The organism is Klebsiella sp. B345 (assembly GCF_051131735.1).
Lineage (GTDB): Bacteria > Pseudomonadota > Gammaproteobacteria > Enterobacterales > Enterobacteriaceae > Klebsiella.
This window is the reverse complement of record NZ_CP180444.1, coordinates 75,403-91,477: the sequence shown is the minus strand read 5'-3', so window position 1 is coordinate 91,477 and position 16,075 is coordinate 75,403. Positions and strand designations below refer to the sequence as shown.

General features: G+C 49.5%; 11 protein-coding genes and 3 pseudogenes. 9 read left to right on the top strand and 5 right to left on the bottom strand.

From position 1 onward, the window contains the following. Positions 1–4 precede the first annotated feature (4 nt). The 3 genes and pseudogenes from uxaC to ACMYSO_RS25495 all read left to right on the top strand — a co-directional run. Positions 5–1,435 (top strand): glucuronate isomerase, encoded by a 1,431-nt coding sequence (gene uxaC / locus ACMYSO_RS25505; protein WP_434670955.1) that lies wholly within the window; start codon positions 5–7, stop codon positions 1,433–1,435. Positions 1,436–1,652: 217 nt separating this feature from the next. Further along, a complete protein-coding gene (gene uxuR / locus ACMYSO_RS25500; protein ID WP_044715335.1) occupies positions 1,653–2,441 on the top strand; it encodes a Uxu operon transcriptional regulator in 789 nt (262 codons plus the stop codon). A 71-nt stretch (positions 2,442–2,512) separates the two neighbouring features. Beyond that, positions 2,513–2,638 (top strand): annotated as a pseudogene (locus ACMYSO_RS25495) (integrase core domain-containing protein); the annotation flags it as partial. 38 nt (positions 2,639–2,676) lie between these two features. Here ACMYSO_RS25495 and ACMYSO_RS25490 read toward each other — a convergent pair. After that, positions 2,677–2,778, bottom strand: a pseudogene (locus ACMYSO_RS25490) (hypothetical protein); the annotation flags it as partial. A 261-nt stretch (positions 2,779–3,039) separates the two neighbouring features. Here ACMYSO_RS25490 and yefM point away from each other — a divergent pair. Continuing rightward, complete coding sequence (yefM, locus tag ACMYSO_RS25485; RefSeq protein WP_434670954.1) at positions 3,040–3,291, top strand: YoeB-YefM toxin-antitoxin system antitoxin YefM; 252 nt, start codon at positions 3,040–3,042, stop codon at positions 3,289–3,291. Further along, on the top strand, positions 3,288–3,536 hold the full coding sequence (locus ACMYSO_RS25480) for a Txe/YoeB family addiction module toxin (protein WP_434670953.1): 249 nt from the start codon (positions 3,288–3,290) through the stop codon (positions 3,534–3,536). The genes yefM and ACMYSO_RS25480 overlap by 4 nt, the downstream gene beginning before the upstream one ends. A 36-nt stretch (positions 3,537–3,572) precedes the next feature. On the opposite strand, the pseudogene ACMYSO_RS25475 reads toward ACMYSO_RS25480, so the two are convergent. Beyond that, positions 3,573–4,595, bottom strand: a pseudogene (locus ACMYSO_RS25475) (fructose-specific PTS transporter subunit EIIC); the annotation flags it as partial. 94 nt (positions 4,596–4,689) lie between these two features. Beyond that, on the bottom strand, positions 4,690–5,514 hold the full coding sequence (locus ACMYSO_RS25470) for a shikimate 5-dehydrogenase (RefSeq protein WP_434670952.1): 825 nt from the start codon (positions 5,512–5,514) through the stop codon (positions 4,690–4,692). A 144-nt stretch (positions 5,515–5,658) separates the two neighbouring features. On the opposite strand from ACMYSO_RS25470, the gene ACMYSO_RS25465 reads away from it, so the two are divergent. After that, on the top strand, positions 5,659–7,422 hold the full coding sequence (locus ACMYSO_RS25465; RefSeq protein ID WP_434670951.1) for an SgrR family transcriptional regulator: 1,764 nt from the start codon (positions 5,659–5,661) through the stop codon (positions 7,420–7,422). A 1,401-nt stretch (positions 7,423–8,823) separates the two neighbouring features. Further along, the gene (dosP, locus tag ACMYSO_RS25460; protein ID WP_434670950.1) at positions 8,824–11,364 is read left to right on the top strand and encodes an oxygen-sensing cyclic-di-GMP phosphodiesterase DosP; all 2,541 of its coding nucleotides are present in this window, start codon (positions 8,824–8,826) and stop codon (positions 11,362–11,364) included. A gap of 96 nt (positions 11,365–11,460) precedes the next feature. On the opposite strand, the gene ACMYSO_RS25455 is transcribed toward dosP, so the two are convergent. Together ACMYSO_RS25455 and ACMYSO_RS25450 are read right to left on the bottom strand one after the other, a co-directional pair. Continuing rightward, a protein-coding gene (locus ACMYSO_RS25455) for an IS3 family transposase (RefSeq protein ID WP_248228910.1) occupies positions 11,461–12,596 on the bottom strand; the annotation gives its coding sequence in 2 pieces (ribosomal slippage) (positions 11,461–12,350 and positions 12,350–12,596; 1,137 coding nt in all). 229 nt (positions 12,597–12,825) lie between these two features. Further along, positions 12,826–13,614 (bottom strand): arylamine N-acetyltransferase family protein, encoded by a 789-nt coding sequence (locus ACMYSO_RS25450; protein WP_434670949.1) that lies wholly within the window; start codon positions 13,612–13,614, stop codon positions 12,826–12,828. 98 nt (positions 13,615–13,712) lie between these two features. Here ACMYSO_RS25450 and ACMYSO_RS25445 point away from each other — a divergent pair, with 98 nt between their 5' ends. Together ACMYSO_RS25445 and ACMYSO_RS25440 are read left to right on the top strand one after the other, a co-directional pair. Then, positions 13,713–15,149: a PLP-dependent aminotransferase family protein gene (locus ACMYSO_RS25445; protein WP_434670948.1), complete on the top strand. Its 1,437-nt coding sequence runs from the start codon at positions 13,713–13,715 to the stop codon at positions 15,147–15,149. A 319-nt stretch (positions 15,150–15,468) separates the two neighbouring features. Continuing rightward, positions 15,469–15,993, top strand: a complete 525-nt coding sequence (locus tag ACMYSO_RS25440) for a cysteine hydrolase family protein (RefSeq protein WP_434670947.1) — start codon at positions 15,469–15,471, stop codon at positions 15,991–15,993. Positions 15,994–16,075 lie beyond the last annotated feature (82 nt).

Genomic DNA, 16,075 nt, shown 5'->3' with positions numbered 1-16,075 from the left:
AACCATGACTGCATTTATGACGGAAGACTTTTTACTCAAAAATGAGACTGCCCGCACGCTCTACCACAGGTATGCGGCAGTAATGCCCATTTACGACTTCCATTGCCACCTGAGCCCGAAAGAGATTGCGCAGGATCGCCGTTTTGAAAATCTTGGGCAAATCTGGCTTGAAGGGGACCATTATAAGTGGCGAGCTCTACGTACTGCGGGGGTAGAGGAGAGACTCATTACCGGGAAAGAAGTCAGTGATTACGAAAAATATCTTGCCTGGGCGGACACGGTGCCAAAAACACTAGGTAACCCACTGTACCACTGGACGCACCTCGAGTTACGTCGTCCCTTCGGCATCACGAATACGCTGCTGGATCCGCAAAGCGCTGATGCTATTTGGGAACACTGCAACGCAAAGCTGGCTACCCCAGAGTTTTCGGCCCGCGGGATCATGCGACAGATGAATGTAAGAATGGTCGGCACCACCGACGATCCCATTGACGATTTGCGGTATCACCGGCAAATCGCCGAGGATGCAAGCGTTGATATCGATGTTGCACCGAGCTGGCGTCCTGACCGGGTCTTTAAAATCGAGCTGGAGGGTTTTGTTGATTATCTGCATAAGCTGGAAGCTGCAGCGGATATTAGCATTACCTGCTTCGATGATCTGCGCTGTGCGCTGCGCCGTCGTCTCGATCATTTTGTTGCACATGGGTGCCGCGCGTCGGATCACGGTATTGAAACGGTGCGTTTTGCCCAGATACCGAACGACGCGCAGCTCGACACTATTCTTGCTAAACGTCTCGCGGGCAATGAACTCAGCGAGCTGGAGATTGCGCAATTTTCTACGGCGGTTTTGGTCTGGTTGGGGCGCCAGTATGCGGCACGGGGATGGGTGATGCAACTGCACATTGGGGCTATTCGTAACAACAATACGCGAATGTTCCGTTTACTTGGGCCGGACAGCGGTTTTGACTCAATTGGCGATAATAATATCAGTCAGCCGCTTGCCCGGTTGCTCGATAGCATGGATATGACCAACGAGCTGCCGAAAACGATTCTTTACTGCCTCAATCCACGTGATAACGAAGTGCTGGCGACGATGATTGGCAACTTCCAGGGGCCGGGTATTTCCGGGAAGGTACAGTTTGGTTCTGGTTGGTGGTTCAATGATCAGAAAGATGGCATGTTGCGCCAGTTGGAACAGCTATCACAGATGGGGTTGTTAAGTCAGTTTGTCGGCATGTTGACCGACTCTCGTAGTTTTCTGTCCTATACCCGGCATGAATATTTCCGACGTTTATTGTGTAACCTGATTGGCCGATGGGCTGAAGAGGGCGAAATCCCTGATGATGAAGTAATGTTGAGTCGTATGGTGCAGGACATTTGTTTCAATAATGCTCAGCGCTATTTTACGGTGGATCAGGCATTATTTGTCAGCTAATAATGTGAGGCACCGCAGGCAGTGATTGGTCAGCCAATTTTTTCTTTCGGTGCATTTTACTATGTTGTAAATCAAGTTAAAATATTGTATTTGTTCAGAATTTAATTGGTGTCCTTGTTTGGTTTGTGTGGCTATAGCTGACTGACAACTTATGCTATAGTCTGAGTAATCCCCGATATTACGGGGTTATTTTGGTAAAAGTGAAGCCACAGCCACCATGAAACAAGCTCTATTCCAGCAGCGTCCCTACCAGGAAGTGGGCTCCATGCTGCGCCTGATGATCATTGAGAAAAAATATGCCGTAGGTGGGAGATTACCACCAGAACGCGAAATAGCAGACATGCTGGAAGTCAGCCGTACGGTCGTACGTGAAGCGTTGATCATGCTGGAAATCGAAGGCATCGTTGAAGTTCGTCGGGGCGCTGGTATTTTTGTGGTACGCATTCCTGATGGGAAAGAGGGTGTTGTCAGAGATGAAGAGAGCAGCGACGAGAATACACCGAACCAGTGTAATGATGCCGGTCCTTTTGAACTTCTCCAGGCCCGACAACTGCTGGAAAGTAACATAGCCGAATTCGCCGCCTTACAGGCGACCCGTGAAGACATCATAAAAATGCGCCGCGCTTTGCAGTTGCAGGAGGAGGGGGCAGTTTCTGACGATCACGAGGTCGGTGATATGCAATTTCATCTGGCAATTGCTGAAGCGACTCATAATAGCATGTTGGTTGAGCTGTTTAAGCAGTCCTGGCAGTGGCGTGTTAATAATCCCATGTGGATTCAGCTCCATCTTCATTTACGTGATACACAGTACCGTAAGGAATGGTTGGTCGATCACAAACAGATCCTTGCTGCTTTAATCAAAAAAGATGCACGGGCCGCGAAATTAGCCATGTGGCAGCATCTTGAGAATGTGAAAAACCGCCTGCTGGAACTCTCAGATGTTGATGATCTTAATTTCGACGGTTACCTCTTCGAATCCTGGCCATTACGTGATGCTAACGCTTGAACAGAATCCAACCGCAAAAAGTAACGGCTTTATCTCGAAAATTCTGGATAAATGGGCGTATGGACACTTACTGGTTCCTGTCACTGGAAGATGCGCAGGACAAACTCAACAACTGGAGCAGGGAATACAATCATGAGAGAACGCATTCATCATTAAATGACATGACTCCGGCTGAATTTATCCGAAGTCTGCAAAAGACGAAGATCACTGATTTTGAGTCAGGATCAGTACTATTTAAGATACAACCAAAAAACATTGACAAACACAAACCACCAGCCGATGAACCGCCAACCATGGTCGACTGGATACCCCGAATTGGGTCACGAGACGCAATGGGATACTTCTTAAGGATGCTATTTACCGTACGCAAAACACTGCCCTTCAGGTCGGGGTAGGCAATGGCCGGGATCTGCTGAATGAAGGTGTTAAAGGTTTTTGTACCCGTTTTGGCTTCGAACCTTTCATAATCAACACGCTGACATTGTTCTTCTTGGGACTCTTTTTAGCATCACTCAATTCATTGATTTTAATTTAACTTAATAAATAATTACTTGCCAATCATCATTGTACAACGTTCGGTACAACAAAGCAGATTTACATGCGTACAATCAGTTATAGCGAAGCACGCCAGAATTTATCAGCAACTATGCTGAAAACCATTGAAGATAACGTCCCAATTCTAATTACTCGTCAGAACGGAGAAGCTTGTGTTCTTATGTCGCTCGAAGAATGTAACTCTCTTAAAGAAACTGCGTATCTTCTGCGATCCCCGGCTAACGCCCGGAGATTGATGGATTTAATAGACAGTCTGAAATCAGGAAGAGGTACGGAAAAGGATATCATTGAGTGAAGCTAACCTGGTCTGAGGAAGCATGGGATGATTATCTGTACAGGCAGGAGACAGATAAGCGAATGGTTAAAAGGATCAATGATCTCATCAAAGATATCCGTAGAACCCCCTTTGAAGGTAAACCAGAACCTCTAAAGCATCATCTCTCGGGGTTCTGGTCTCGACGAATTACAGAAAAGCACCGGTTCGTATACGCAGTCACTGAAAATTCACTTCTAATTGCAGCATGTCGTTACCGCTATTGAGGTAGCGCCAAAGACAGGTATTGTTTTCTCAATTCTTTACTCCGCTATAACCAGATCCTTCTTCGCAACGCTTGATAGTTTTAATACCGAATACATCGCGCCAGTGGCTACCGTTCCAGCAATAATAGAAAACAGATACATCCCGACGTGGCCCACCGCATGGGGTATTGCCAGGACAAATAATCCGCCGTGTGGTGCCATCAGGGTACAACCAAAGTACATCGACAAACCGCCTGCTAATGCACCGCCAACCATGGTCGACGGGATAACCCGAAAAGGGTCACGAGCTGCAAAGGGGATTGCTCCTTCGGAGATAAAACACAGTCCTAGGACAAATGATGCTTTACCCGCCTCACGTTCAGATTGCGTGAATTTTGATTTTGCAAGCCAGGTCGCAACGCCCATTCCTAAGGCAGGTACCATGCCTGCGGCCATAATCGCAGCCATCGGACCGTATGTTTGAGATGCAAGAAGACCGACGCCAAAGGTATAAGCGGCTTTGTTAACTGGCCCTCCGAGGTCGAAGCACTGCATCGCACCAAGTAATATACCCAACAGCACGGCATTGGCAGTGGTCATACTGGCAAGAAATGTGGTGAGGGCACTCATGGCTGCAGCAACGGGTCCACCCACCACGTAAATCATGATAAGCCCGGTGATTAATGTTGCCAGCAATGGGACGACCAAAATGGGTTTCAGGGCATCCATCTCTGCAGGGAGCCTGATTTTCTCAATCAGGGCTTTAGCGGTATAACCGGCAAGAAAGCCAGCGACAATGCCCCCCAGAAATCCTGCGCCTCCCAGACTGGCCAGCATGCCACCGATTAAACCCGGCGCGAGACCGGGGCGATCGGCAACAGAAAAGGCGATGTATCCTGCCAGTACCGGAACCATCAGGGCAAAAGCCGCCTTACCTCCTATGTCCATTAATGCGGCGGCAAGCGTGCCAGGTTCTTTAAATGCCTGTATACCAAAAACAAAGGAAAGGGCAATACACAGCCCTCCGGCGACGACAAGGGGAAGCATATGTGACACGCCGGTCATTAGATGTTTATAAATGCTGTTATTCATAGGGTACACCTTCTATTTTTTGTTATCGGATAACGAGTATCGATATGCTTTTATATTAAAGACTGAGGTGAGATTTGGTGCTTTAGACTCCGGCACGAGCGTGACGGGCCGCCTGCAGAAACAGTTCATTATCAGGCCTGACACCGGTATAAAGAACAAACTGCTCTACGGCCTGAATCGCAAACACTTCAGCGCCAGTAATGACGACCTTGTTCTTACTTTTGGCACAGGAGACCAACGGAGTTTCTGCCGGGAGAGCAACGACCTCGAAGATTATCTGTGCCTGTTCAATCTGCTGCTGCGTAAAGGAAAGTTTGTCGGCGTCCTCGCCATTTGCCATACCGATAGGTGTTGCGTTAATGAGAAGGTCAGCGTTCAGATCCCCCATCTCTTTGCGCCAGTCAAAGCCATACAGTCCGGCTAATTCAGGGCCCGTTTTTTCATTTTTAGCAACTATAACCCCTTTACTGAAACCAGCATCTTTGAGTGCACAGGCCACCGCTTTCGCCATGCCGCCGCTGCCGCGCAGGGCAAAGGTAAAGTCGGTGGGAACCTTATACTGCTTCAGCAAAGTGGCTATGGCGATGTAGTCGGTGTTATAGGCCTTGAGATAGCCGTCGTTATTCACAATGGTATTTACCGAGTTGATGGCCTTTGCAGAGGCATCGAGTTCATCCAGCATCGGAATACACTCCTCTTTGAACGGCATTGAGATTGCACAGCCACGAATACCTAATGCGCGAACGCCGCCGATAGCGGCTTTCAAATCCCGGGTAGTAAAGGCCTTATACAGGTAATCGAGATCCATCGCGTCGTAGAGATAATTATGAAAACGCGTACCAAAATTACTTGGTCTTGCGGCCAGTGACATGCAGATAGTGGTATCTTTGTTCAAATGTTTAGTCATAACGAATGCCTTCAGATAAATACGTCTGTTATCAAACGGGATGGACCCCCTGGGTTAACCATCACCCGTTGCGGTTTGGGAAATAATGGCTTAAAAAGATGAGATTAAAAACGGCTGAAGTTTATGCATCGGAGCTCCTCTTTTATGACCAGTCGACGACTTGAACAACAATATCTGCGCCTGTTAGATATTTTCCCGGCACAGACCGGCAGTACGACCCTGCAGGAACTGGCGGATAAGCTTCACTGCAGTAAAAGGCATATGCGCAGCCTGTTGGTACAGATGCAGACATTGGGCTGGGTTGACTGGTTATCGGTTGCAGGACGAGGGCATCGGTCACAGTTGAATCTGCTGAGAAATTCCCATCAGATGCTGGTTGAAAAAGCCGACAAGCTTATCGATGAAGGCAGTTTTGACGAAGCACTCAGTCTGCTTGGCGAAGAAAAACAACTGGTGACTTCACTGCTTCGAAGCAAGCTGGGTTATAGCATCCGCAATGACTACCAGTCGCTTAGCGTGCCGTATTACCGCACCATGCCTAATCTTTACCCCGGCACTCCGCTGCGTCGTTCGGAGCTGCATCTGGTCAGACAAATTTTTAACGGGCTCACCCGTATCAATGAGAATACTGGCACACCAGAGCCCGATCTCGCACATCAATGGCGTCAGGTTGACGAACTGCACTGGCGATTCTATTTGCGCCCAGGAGTGTTGTTTCACGACGGACGGGAGCTGACCAGCGAGGATGTGGTTGAATCGTTGACCCGCTGCGCGAGCAATCCGCTTTTCTCTCATATTCAGCGTATCTGTCAGGGCGGTGCACTGAGTGTAGTGGTTGAGCTCAGCCAGGCAGACCCACAACTTCCGCTTTTATTGTCTCACCCGACAGCGCTGATTTTGCCTGCCGACCACGCCTTGCGTGCCGATTTTGCCGCACATCCCGTCGGAACCGGGCCATATCAGGTGAGTGAAAATAACGACTGGCGTCTGCTTCTAAAAGCCTATGACCGCTATTTCGGCTTTCGGGCCTTGCTTGATGAGGTGGAAGTATTGATGTGGGCTGATCTTGCCACACTGTCATCAGGTGATAAACCGGCCAAATCGACAGCAGTTAATGCCGTGCCTGGGCAGTCTGCCGCCTGGCTGAGTTCAAGCATTAGTGACGTGGATTATGCTGCCGGCCGTGCTGTTAATTTCACAGGTAAACCGTCTGATCTTTCAAGCGAGATGTTTCTTGAGCGCGGCGGGTACTTTTTGCTTTGTGACAACCGCTCCAGCCAGTGGCAGAGCATTGAAAACCGACGCTGGCTGCGCGAAAAGCTCAATCCGAACCTGTTAATACAGAAACTGATCGAGCCGATTCGACAATTTTGGGTTCCGACCGGGAGCCTGTTACCTGCATGGTTTCACTGCATGGATGCCGGTCAATCGCAGCCGCCAAAGATACCTTGCCGCTTAAAGTTAGCTTATCACGCACAGCATCCTGAATACCGAATGTTGGCTGGTGATATGAGAGATGTTCTTGCCGATTCTGGCATCGAGCTTGAGCTCATTGAGTTAGAATATGAACGCTGGGCCACGGGAGAGGCAAAAGTGGACCTCTGGTTGGGAACTGTCAACTTTCCTGTTCCCGAAGCATGGAACGTAGGGGCATGGTTGTTGGGTATGCCCTTGTTAAGAGGCCACATTTCTGGTGGTAATACCGTGATTTTCAACCGGTGGTTGCAGCAATGGCGAGAAGAAACATTGACCTCTCAACAACTGGTGCAAAATGTGGTGGGTGAGGGGTGGTTGCAGCCGCTGTTCCATCACTGGATGCGCCTGAAAGGGCCTGAGCAGGCTCAGGGGATCCACCTGAACAATCTCGGCTGGTTCGATTTTAAATCGACATGGATGGAGCCTGAATAACTTGCATATCGGTTGTGCTTTGCATGATGTCCGGAAAGTAACACTCTGAGAAGACACATTCTTTGATTCAGGGTATGGGATGACGACAACGGTGTTCGCGTGACAAAATCAGTTTTCACTCTGGCTGATATAGACCTCAATATGCTCCGAATACTTGCACTCTTTATTTACCTTACTATTGTTAGTAATAGTAACGGCAAAAAATCTAACATTTTTCTGGTAAATCGGTAGCTCGGACTATCAGGAATCCATTCTTTGTCGTCACCACTTTCCACCTGCAGTTTTAAGCCCGCCTCTCGGAGCGGGCATTTTTTTGGGTGCTATCAATACTCGGGCAGGATCGTTGTGCCCTCATTTTTGTCTTTTATTATTCGGCCATAGCAGGATTTTGGTAAATTTATCGATATCACAACCGAAAATGAATGTTTTTATCTCTACAGTTATGAAAAGATCAATAACTCTGCCGGTCCACCAGCAGTAAATACTGTCCGGTTAACTAATCTGGAATTCACCGTAGCCCGTCTCGTTCTTTGTGGCCACATAGCGTCTGAATTATTAATCACCAAGCGGTCATCTTATGACCATATTAATCGTGTACTGAAAAACTGGGGGTAAATCCGTCGCAGATATCTACCTTCAGCGGGATGTGATTTATGGGCGTGGTTCAAAGCTACAGAAGCAGAAGACACCGTAGTGGAGATCATCCGCCTGACGTTGGTGAAAAAAGGTATCACCCTTACCCCACCTGTGTACTTCCCGTCGCCAGTCCGAAAGCCTGCACCGGACAAGAATCCCCTACGCACCACTGGATACATGGGACCACCGCCATCAGATGGATGAGGCGATACTGGCCGGGTTTGAGGGGGTTACATGTTCTTTACTGCGAAGGAGGATAATCCGTTTCATCAGCGTCTTCTGGTCATTCTGAGGTCCGTGCTCCTGGGAGAACGAGGTTATCTGGATTACACTGGAAGAATCGTTCGCTCGGTTTTGTGTTGAGAAATGCACTGAAGAAAAAAGCCCCCTGGCAGGCACACCGAAGGGGAAAAGATAGAACGTTACTTTTTTAGAGGACTTCGTACAGTAAAAGGATAAACCCTAAGAGCACGAAGCAAAATGAAACGTAACGCATTAAAGTGATGATAAAATGGAGATTTCAACAATATCACGATCATACTGAGATTTATAGTGCGACATCACATACGGTGTACTCAATGATGTATGGGATTGTTATGCCTGATTGCTTAGTTATGAGGACAACACTGGCACTGCAGACTCAGGTTTAAGCCGAATAATCCGCAAACCAGTGGCCCTCCGTCTATCTGGTATCTTTCAGACTGTTTTTTCAACTGACATAAAATTGTCATGTTGGCATCACTTTTTAAATTAAGGGTCTAACCTGTGAATACTGAAGATAACAGCATCCTGTTTCCAGCTCTGGAACAAACATTCATGGCAGTTGTTCTCGTTAACGAGAATGACGAGATCCTATTTTTTAACGACGCAGCAGAAAAACTCTGGGGGTATGAAAAGCAGGAGGTGATGAGGAAAAACCTGAATATCCTGATCCCCCGGAATTTGAAACCGGTTCATGCCAGTTATGTTCATCACCATCGTGATGGTGGAAAATCACGTGTAACCGGTATGAACCGGGAACTCCAGTTGGAACGAAAAGACGGTACCTTCATCTGGGCCAGTTTTTCGCTTTCAAAGATAAATGTGAATGGCCTTATTTATTACATGGCCTCTGTGAGGGATGTAACCCAGGACGTAAACCGTCGGGAAGAAAACCGTCTCTTGTTACTGGCGGTAAACAATACGAACAGGGCTGTTATTGTTCTGGATGAAAGTCGTCAGATCCTGCAAATCAACCGAGCATTTACCGATATGTTTGGTTATGCGCCTGATACCGCCGTAAACCAGTATTTCCCTGATATTTTGATAGATTCTTTCCATAAAAATGCATCTCAGGATCACATCGTCTCCCAACTGGGAAGAGATCACAGTTTTCATGAGGATATGCTGGCTACCAGCAGCAATGGTAAAAATTTCTGGACCCGTTTGTCAGTCAATTCTGTTCCTGAAGGCGATGGGGAAAAACCATCCCGAAACTTGGTTGTGGTCCTCACGGATATCACTGAAGAACGGAATATTCGAGAACTTGAACGGGATGTCCTGGCGGCACTAACAAGCCGTTTGGTATTCAGCGAAATCGGTGATTATATCTGCCGACGAATTGAACATATCGCGCCAGGAGTGTTTGTTTCAGCGTGCCGGATAATTAACAACAAACTTTATATCTGGGGCGCTCCGGGCTTTTCGGAAGAGTATTATAACCAATGGAACGGGATTACCATTGGGGAAGGCATGGCGAGTTGTGGTACCTGTGCCGCAAGGGGCGAACCTGTTATCGTCAAAAATATCAACACGGATCCACTCTGGTCGGGTTTAACCACTCTGTTGCCGCCGGAAATACAGTCCTGCTGGAGCTATCCAGTTCAGAACCGGGATGGGGATGTAATTGGGACTTTCGCATTTTATTTCAGCACACCGAATATTCCACACTCGTTCCTGTTGAAAATTATTGATACTAGTGTGCGACTTTGCGCACTTGCGATTGAGCGTGAGCAAGGACAGCAGGAAATTGACCGGCTGATCAGATTCGACAGGTTAACCGGACTACCGAACCGACAGTACCTCATCCATTACCTTGATAACTGCCTGGCGGAAAGCTCTCCAAAATCTCTGCTGGTCTTTTTTCTGCACATCAACGAATTCAGGAAAGTTAACGAATCGCTGGGCTATCCCGCTGGAGACCAGGTCATTCTCACTTTGGCTAATCGGTTACAGGAAGCAGGTGACAGACACTATTTTGTGTGCAGGCTGAGTGGGGCACAGTTTATCGTTGTAGCATCCGGTTACGATACAGATAAGGCCTCTCCTCTGGTAACATTGCTGCTGAAAACTGTCATGGACGAAATGACAGTAGCCGGGCATACATTCACGCTCTCAGCATGTATTGGTATCAGCCATTCGCCATCGAAGAACGGTGAAACACTTCTACACTGTGCAGAAAATGCGATGGAAAGTGCACGACGTAATAATGAAAATTATCAGTACTTCGATCCTGAGCTTAACCGGTCTGCGAGAAAACGAGTCGAATTGAGGCTTGCCTTCAGCCGGGCTCTGAGAACTGGAAAGCTGAGACTAGAGTACCAGCCGCAAGTATATTCAGAGAGTGGAAAAATTTATGGTTTCGAAGCACTGGCACGGTGGTACGACGCCGACGCAGGCAACATTTCTCCGGCAATTTTTATCCCTGTTGCTGAAGAGACCGGAGAAATTGAGTACATGGGAAATTGGGCTCTGAGCGAAGCTTGTCGTCAGTTGTCGCAGTGGAGAGCGGAAAGCGTGGATGTGCCCGCTGTTTCAGTCAACCTATCTGCCCGTAGTTTTAGCAATCCCCAGCTCCCGCAATATGTTGCTGCTTTACTGGCAGAATATAACTTACCAGGTGATGCCCTTACCGTAGAAATCACGGAAAGCACCATGATGACTTTAACGGACGAAATGCCTGACAGGATTCATGCAATACGAAAACTCGGTGTGGGTGTTTCTGTTGACGATTTTGGTACTGGTTTCTCCAGCCTGTCTCGCCTGGCTTATTTACCTGTGACCGAAGTAAAAATTGATAAGAGCTTTATTGACCAGTTTACACATGATCGAAGAGTGAAAGCCCTTGTCGAAGCAGTTGTACATATTGGACGTAATCTAGATATGGTCGTAGTCGCAGAGGGTGTTGAGAGTATCCCTCAGCATAATAGTCTAAAACACATGGGCTGCCCGGTATCACAGGGGTACCTTTTTACTGGAGCATTACCGGCAGATGCAGTTCCAGACTGGATCCGTTCATTCCGGAAAAAAGTTGAACAACAGGATTAACATAATAAACTCATGCGATAAATTAACGACCCAAGTTCGATTTACACACTACCCACAATGATGGACTGCCCCCACAACCGTAGACAAATTCTGTCCTCACGACGAGGCCTGTTCGAAGGCCTCAGGACTGACGCCGCCGAGGTGGCTGTGGCGCCGGGCCCGGTTATAGAAGACTTCAATGTAATCGAAGATATCGGCCCGGGCCAGATCCCGGGTTTTATAGATGCGTTTTCTGATCCGTTCTTTTTTCAGCGAACTGAAGAACGATTCAGCCACCGCATTATCCCAGCAGTTGCCACGGCGGCTCATGCTCGGTGCCAGATTGTTGGCCCGACAGAACCGTTGCCAGTCGTCGCTGCCGTACTGGCTACCTTGATCGCTATGTACGATGACCTCGCCGTCCGGTTTTCGTCGCCACACGGCCATCATCAGCGCATCCAGCGCCAGTTCGCGTGAGAGCGTGGGTTTCATCGACCAGCCGACCACATTACGGGCGAAGAGATCGATGACCACTGCCAGATACAGCCAGCCCTGCCAGGTGCGGATATAGGTAATATCGGTCACCCAGACCTGATTGGCCCGGACAACGGTAAACTGCCGCTGAACGCGATTAGGAGCTACCACTGAAGGTCTGCCAGCGATACGACGCGGCGCTTTATAGCCGCGTACGGCTTTAATCCGGTTCAGTTGCATGATGCGGCCCACCCGATTTTTACCGCAGGTTTCCCCGATTTCGTTCAGATCGCCATGCACCCGCCGGTAACCGTATACGCCTCCGCTCAGTGAATAGGAGTCACGGATAAGCGTCAGCAGACGCTGGTTATCTTTATCACGCGCCGAGACCGGGTTGTGCAGCCACGCGTAGAACCCGGCCCGGGCGACATTCAGTACCCGACACATCGTCATCACACCCCATACAGTGCGGTGCTCATTGATAAAGCGGTACTTCAGTCGGGCTCCCTTGCAAAGTACCGCGCGGCCTTTTTCAGGATATCCCGTTCTTCTTCGGTACGTTTTAGCTGCGCCCGGAGTTTCAGTATCTCGCTTTTGGCTTCCAGTAAATCCCGCGCATGCTGCTCGCTGTTATCCGGTTTGATAGCCCGTAGCCACTTGTAGAGGCTGTGTGCAGAAACGCCCAGACGGTCAGATACTTCGGCAACGGAATAACCGCGTTCCGTTATTTGACGGACGGCTTCTTCCTTAAATTCAGGTGTAAATCGTGGTGTGCCCATACGTTCCTCCTATGCTCAAAACTATAGGGCAGGATCGTCTACCGGGGCGGGGTCAGTCCAACTATAGGGCAGGATCGTCTACCGGGGCGGGGTCAGTCCACCAATAGGGCAGGATCGTCTATCGGGGCGGGGTCAGTCCACATTTGTGAATGAATAGTCTGCGACAGGCGTGCCAGCCAGCCCTCTGTATATTTTATTAGCGTAAAAAGAGGGATGGCTGTGCTCAGGATTAACCTGTCTTCCCGATGTATTGCGGTACAGGCAGAGCAAAGCGATTTTTCAGGGCCAGGGCAATGCCGTCTTCCGTCAGTTGTTGTGTTTCTACACCCTCTGCGGTGATCGTCTTCAGCAAATTACCCAGCAAAATCAGGCGACCCTCGGGGCCGTGCTGCACGATCAGTAACTTCTGCACAAAGATGGCATCAGGATGGGTGGAGTTGAGGTAGTTGGCCGGGACGAAATCAATCCACTCCTGGGGGGACAGATCAAAACTGTATTGATTGGCCCATTCACCCTCCACCTTCGCTTGTAGCAGGTACTCGCTATTAACGTTACGGATAAGCCGGAAAGTGTCGAAATCCTGTTCGATATCGGTATCTGTCATGTCTAAGGCGAGCGGCGCACGAATACCATAGCTGCCGAACCCCAGGTCGCAAAGCCACAGGCGGTCATCAACTTCAGCAATTAATGCCATATGCGTTTTCGGTCGACGTGCCGGATAGAACATCGGGCGAGCGGCAACGAAACGGTAGGTAATACCTAAAGCGTCCAGTGCCATTGCAAATAACCCATTAACCTCATAGCAGTATCCACCACGGCCTCGGTGGAGCAGTTTATCTGCAATGTCTTCGGGTACCAGGGATACGACTTTGCCAGCCTGTACATCCAGATTCTCGAAGGGCACCGAAAAGAGTTGATGGCGCATGAGTGCGTGCAGCGTGGCGGTATCGGCGGCTGCATGCCCGGTGTAGTTTATGCGACGGAAATAAGCAGAAAGATCGAAGTTATCGCTATGCATAATGACTCCTTGACTGAGCGGGTTCGGCACCACTATAGAAGGGCCACCTCATTGTCTGTATAGTCAGATCTATCGAAAATCAGACTGTACAGTTCGCAATGTCCGCTCCACGTCTGTTGTCCCCACATTACCGCCGGATTGCTGAAATGCTGCGCCTTACCCTTGCATCAGGTGTATTGCGAGTCGGCGACAGGATGATCTCCGCGCGTAAACTGGCCGAACGAGAGCAGGTTAGCCTCCCAACGGCACTGGAAGCACTCCGTTGTCTCGAGGCCGAGGGCCTGATTGTTGCGCGTCCGCGTTCGGGCTACTTCGTTTGCCAGATAAACACATCTCAGAACATACCATCTTCCCAGGATTTACCTGGCCCAGTCCCCGTGACAATGTCAGCATTAGCCCGTTCACTATTCAGTAGCGCAGAAGCCCGTCTGGTGCCGCTTGGTGCAGCGCTGCCCGATCCAATATGGTTGCCAACAAACACGCTACAGCGGGCGCTACAGACTGCAACCCGCCGCCTGGACGCGCACGGGCAGAGCTACAGCCTGCCGCCGGGAAGGGCAGACCTGCGCAGAAATATAGCCGTACGTGCTGCACAGTGGGGGGCCCGTTTTGGTTCGGATGATCTCGTCATCACGGCTGGAGCGACGCAGGCACTGCGTCTGGCTCTGCGGGCTGTATGTCAGCCAGGTGAGGTAGTGGCAATTGAGCAACCTGCCTACTTCGGTACGCTCCTGCTGCTTGAGGACTTAGGCCTCAAGGCATTACAAATCCCCACGGATCCTGCTGAAGGCTTGTTGCTGGCATCTCTGGATGACGCTATTCAGCGCCACCGTCCCGCCGCCGTGCTGGCTTCGCCCACGGTGCAAAACCCACTCGGTGCCAGTATGCCCGTCACCCGCAAGCAGGAACTTGTTGCTCTGATTGAACGTGCAGGCATCCCTTTAATTGAGGACGATGTGTATGGTGATCTGGCCGGTGAAGGGCAGCGTCCTCCGGCCTGCAAGGCGTTCGACCAGAGCGGGAGTGTGATCTACTGCAGTTCATTATCCAAAACCCTTGCCCCGGGCTGGAGAATAGGGTGGGTTGCGGCAGGACGCTATCACACTCAGGTATTGCAGGCTCGCATGGCCGGGGATTGGGCTGGCGCACCGCTGCTTGAGGCTGCCGCGAGCGATATACTGGCAAGTGGGGACTACGAGCGTCATTTGCGACGCTTGAAGTTCCGGATCTCAGAGGGGGTACAAGCCGTTATCGCCCGGGTCAAGGCCAGCTTCCCACAGGGCACTCGTGTTACCGTGCCGACAGCCGGTTTCTTGTTGTGGATAGAACTCCCACATCCGCTGAATTCATTGGCGGTACACCGTCGCGCGCTGGCGCTGGGCATTGGTGTCAGTCCTGGCCTCCTGTTTTCCCCGGGGGCCGAGTTTCAGAACTTCCTGCGGTTAAATTGTGCGAATGAACCCTCGTCCACGCTGCTCAATGCCGTTGAAAAGATCGGTGCGCTTTGTCAGGAACTGGCAGGTCAGCGCAAATAACGAATGCCTGCCTAAGTCCAGACTTAAAAAATATAAACATGGGACTGTGGGGCCGCACTACCAGAGACCAGGAAAAACGCCATACTATTAATCACCCGCAGAGCGTTTAGCCAATGTGTTGCATCCATCGGTTGAACTCACAGCACGAAGCGGTCACCTGACAGACCTGAAGATCCGCTGCGAGCGAGGAGCGGATGTTGATCCATTTTGGTAAATACGATTACGTTTTGAGTTGTATGCGGAAGGTATGATAATTTGATTTGTGTGAAGAGGCATGATGGGCCAAGATGCTCCTTTCTGAGTTGACGGACTTTATATCATGCAAGCACTCATCATTATTGATTTGCAGAAGGCGTTATGTAACTTGCCTCCTCAGCCATTCAATCTCCAGCAAGTCGTCGGCAACATTAACAATCATCTTTTCCATGCAAAAGAATGCAATTATCCGGTGATTTTTGTTCAACATGAAGCACCAACACTTCATCCCGGCACTGAAGGATGGAAACTTCTGGATGAGATTTCTGTTCCGGACAAAGCATTTTTTATAGGTAAAACAACCGCTAATGCATTTTTGCACACTGAACTGAACACCTTACTTGAGCAGGTAAAAGCAAGCCATCTACTGGTTTGCGGCTATGCCTCTGAATTTTGTATCGACACTACTATCCGTGCTGCGGCTGCTTTGGGTTATGACATTACCCTTATCAGTGATGCCCATACAACACACGATAAACCACATGCCAGTGCCGAAGCCATTATTCTTCATGAAAATTCCACGCTTCCTGAATTGACTAGCTTTGGTGTCAGGAGAGATGTCTCCACGTCCGCAGAAATACTTAGTTGACACTAATCAGTGCCAGAAAACAGCTCCTCGGCACGATAAAAACCATACTTCAGATTCGTGGGCAGATCTCAATGTCCGCTCC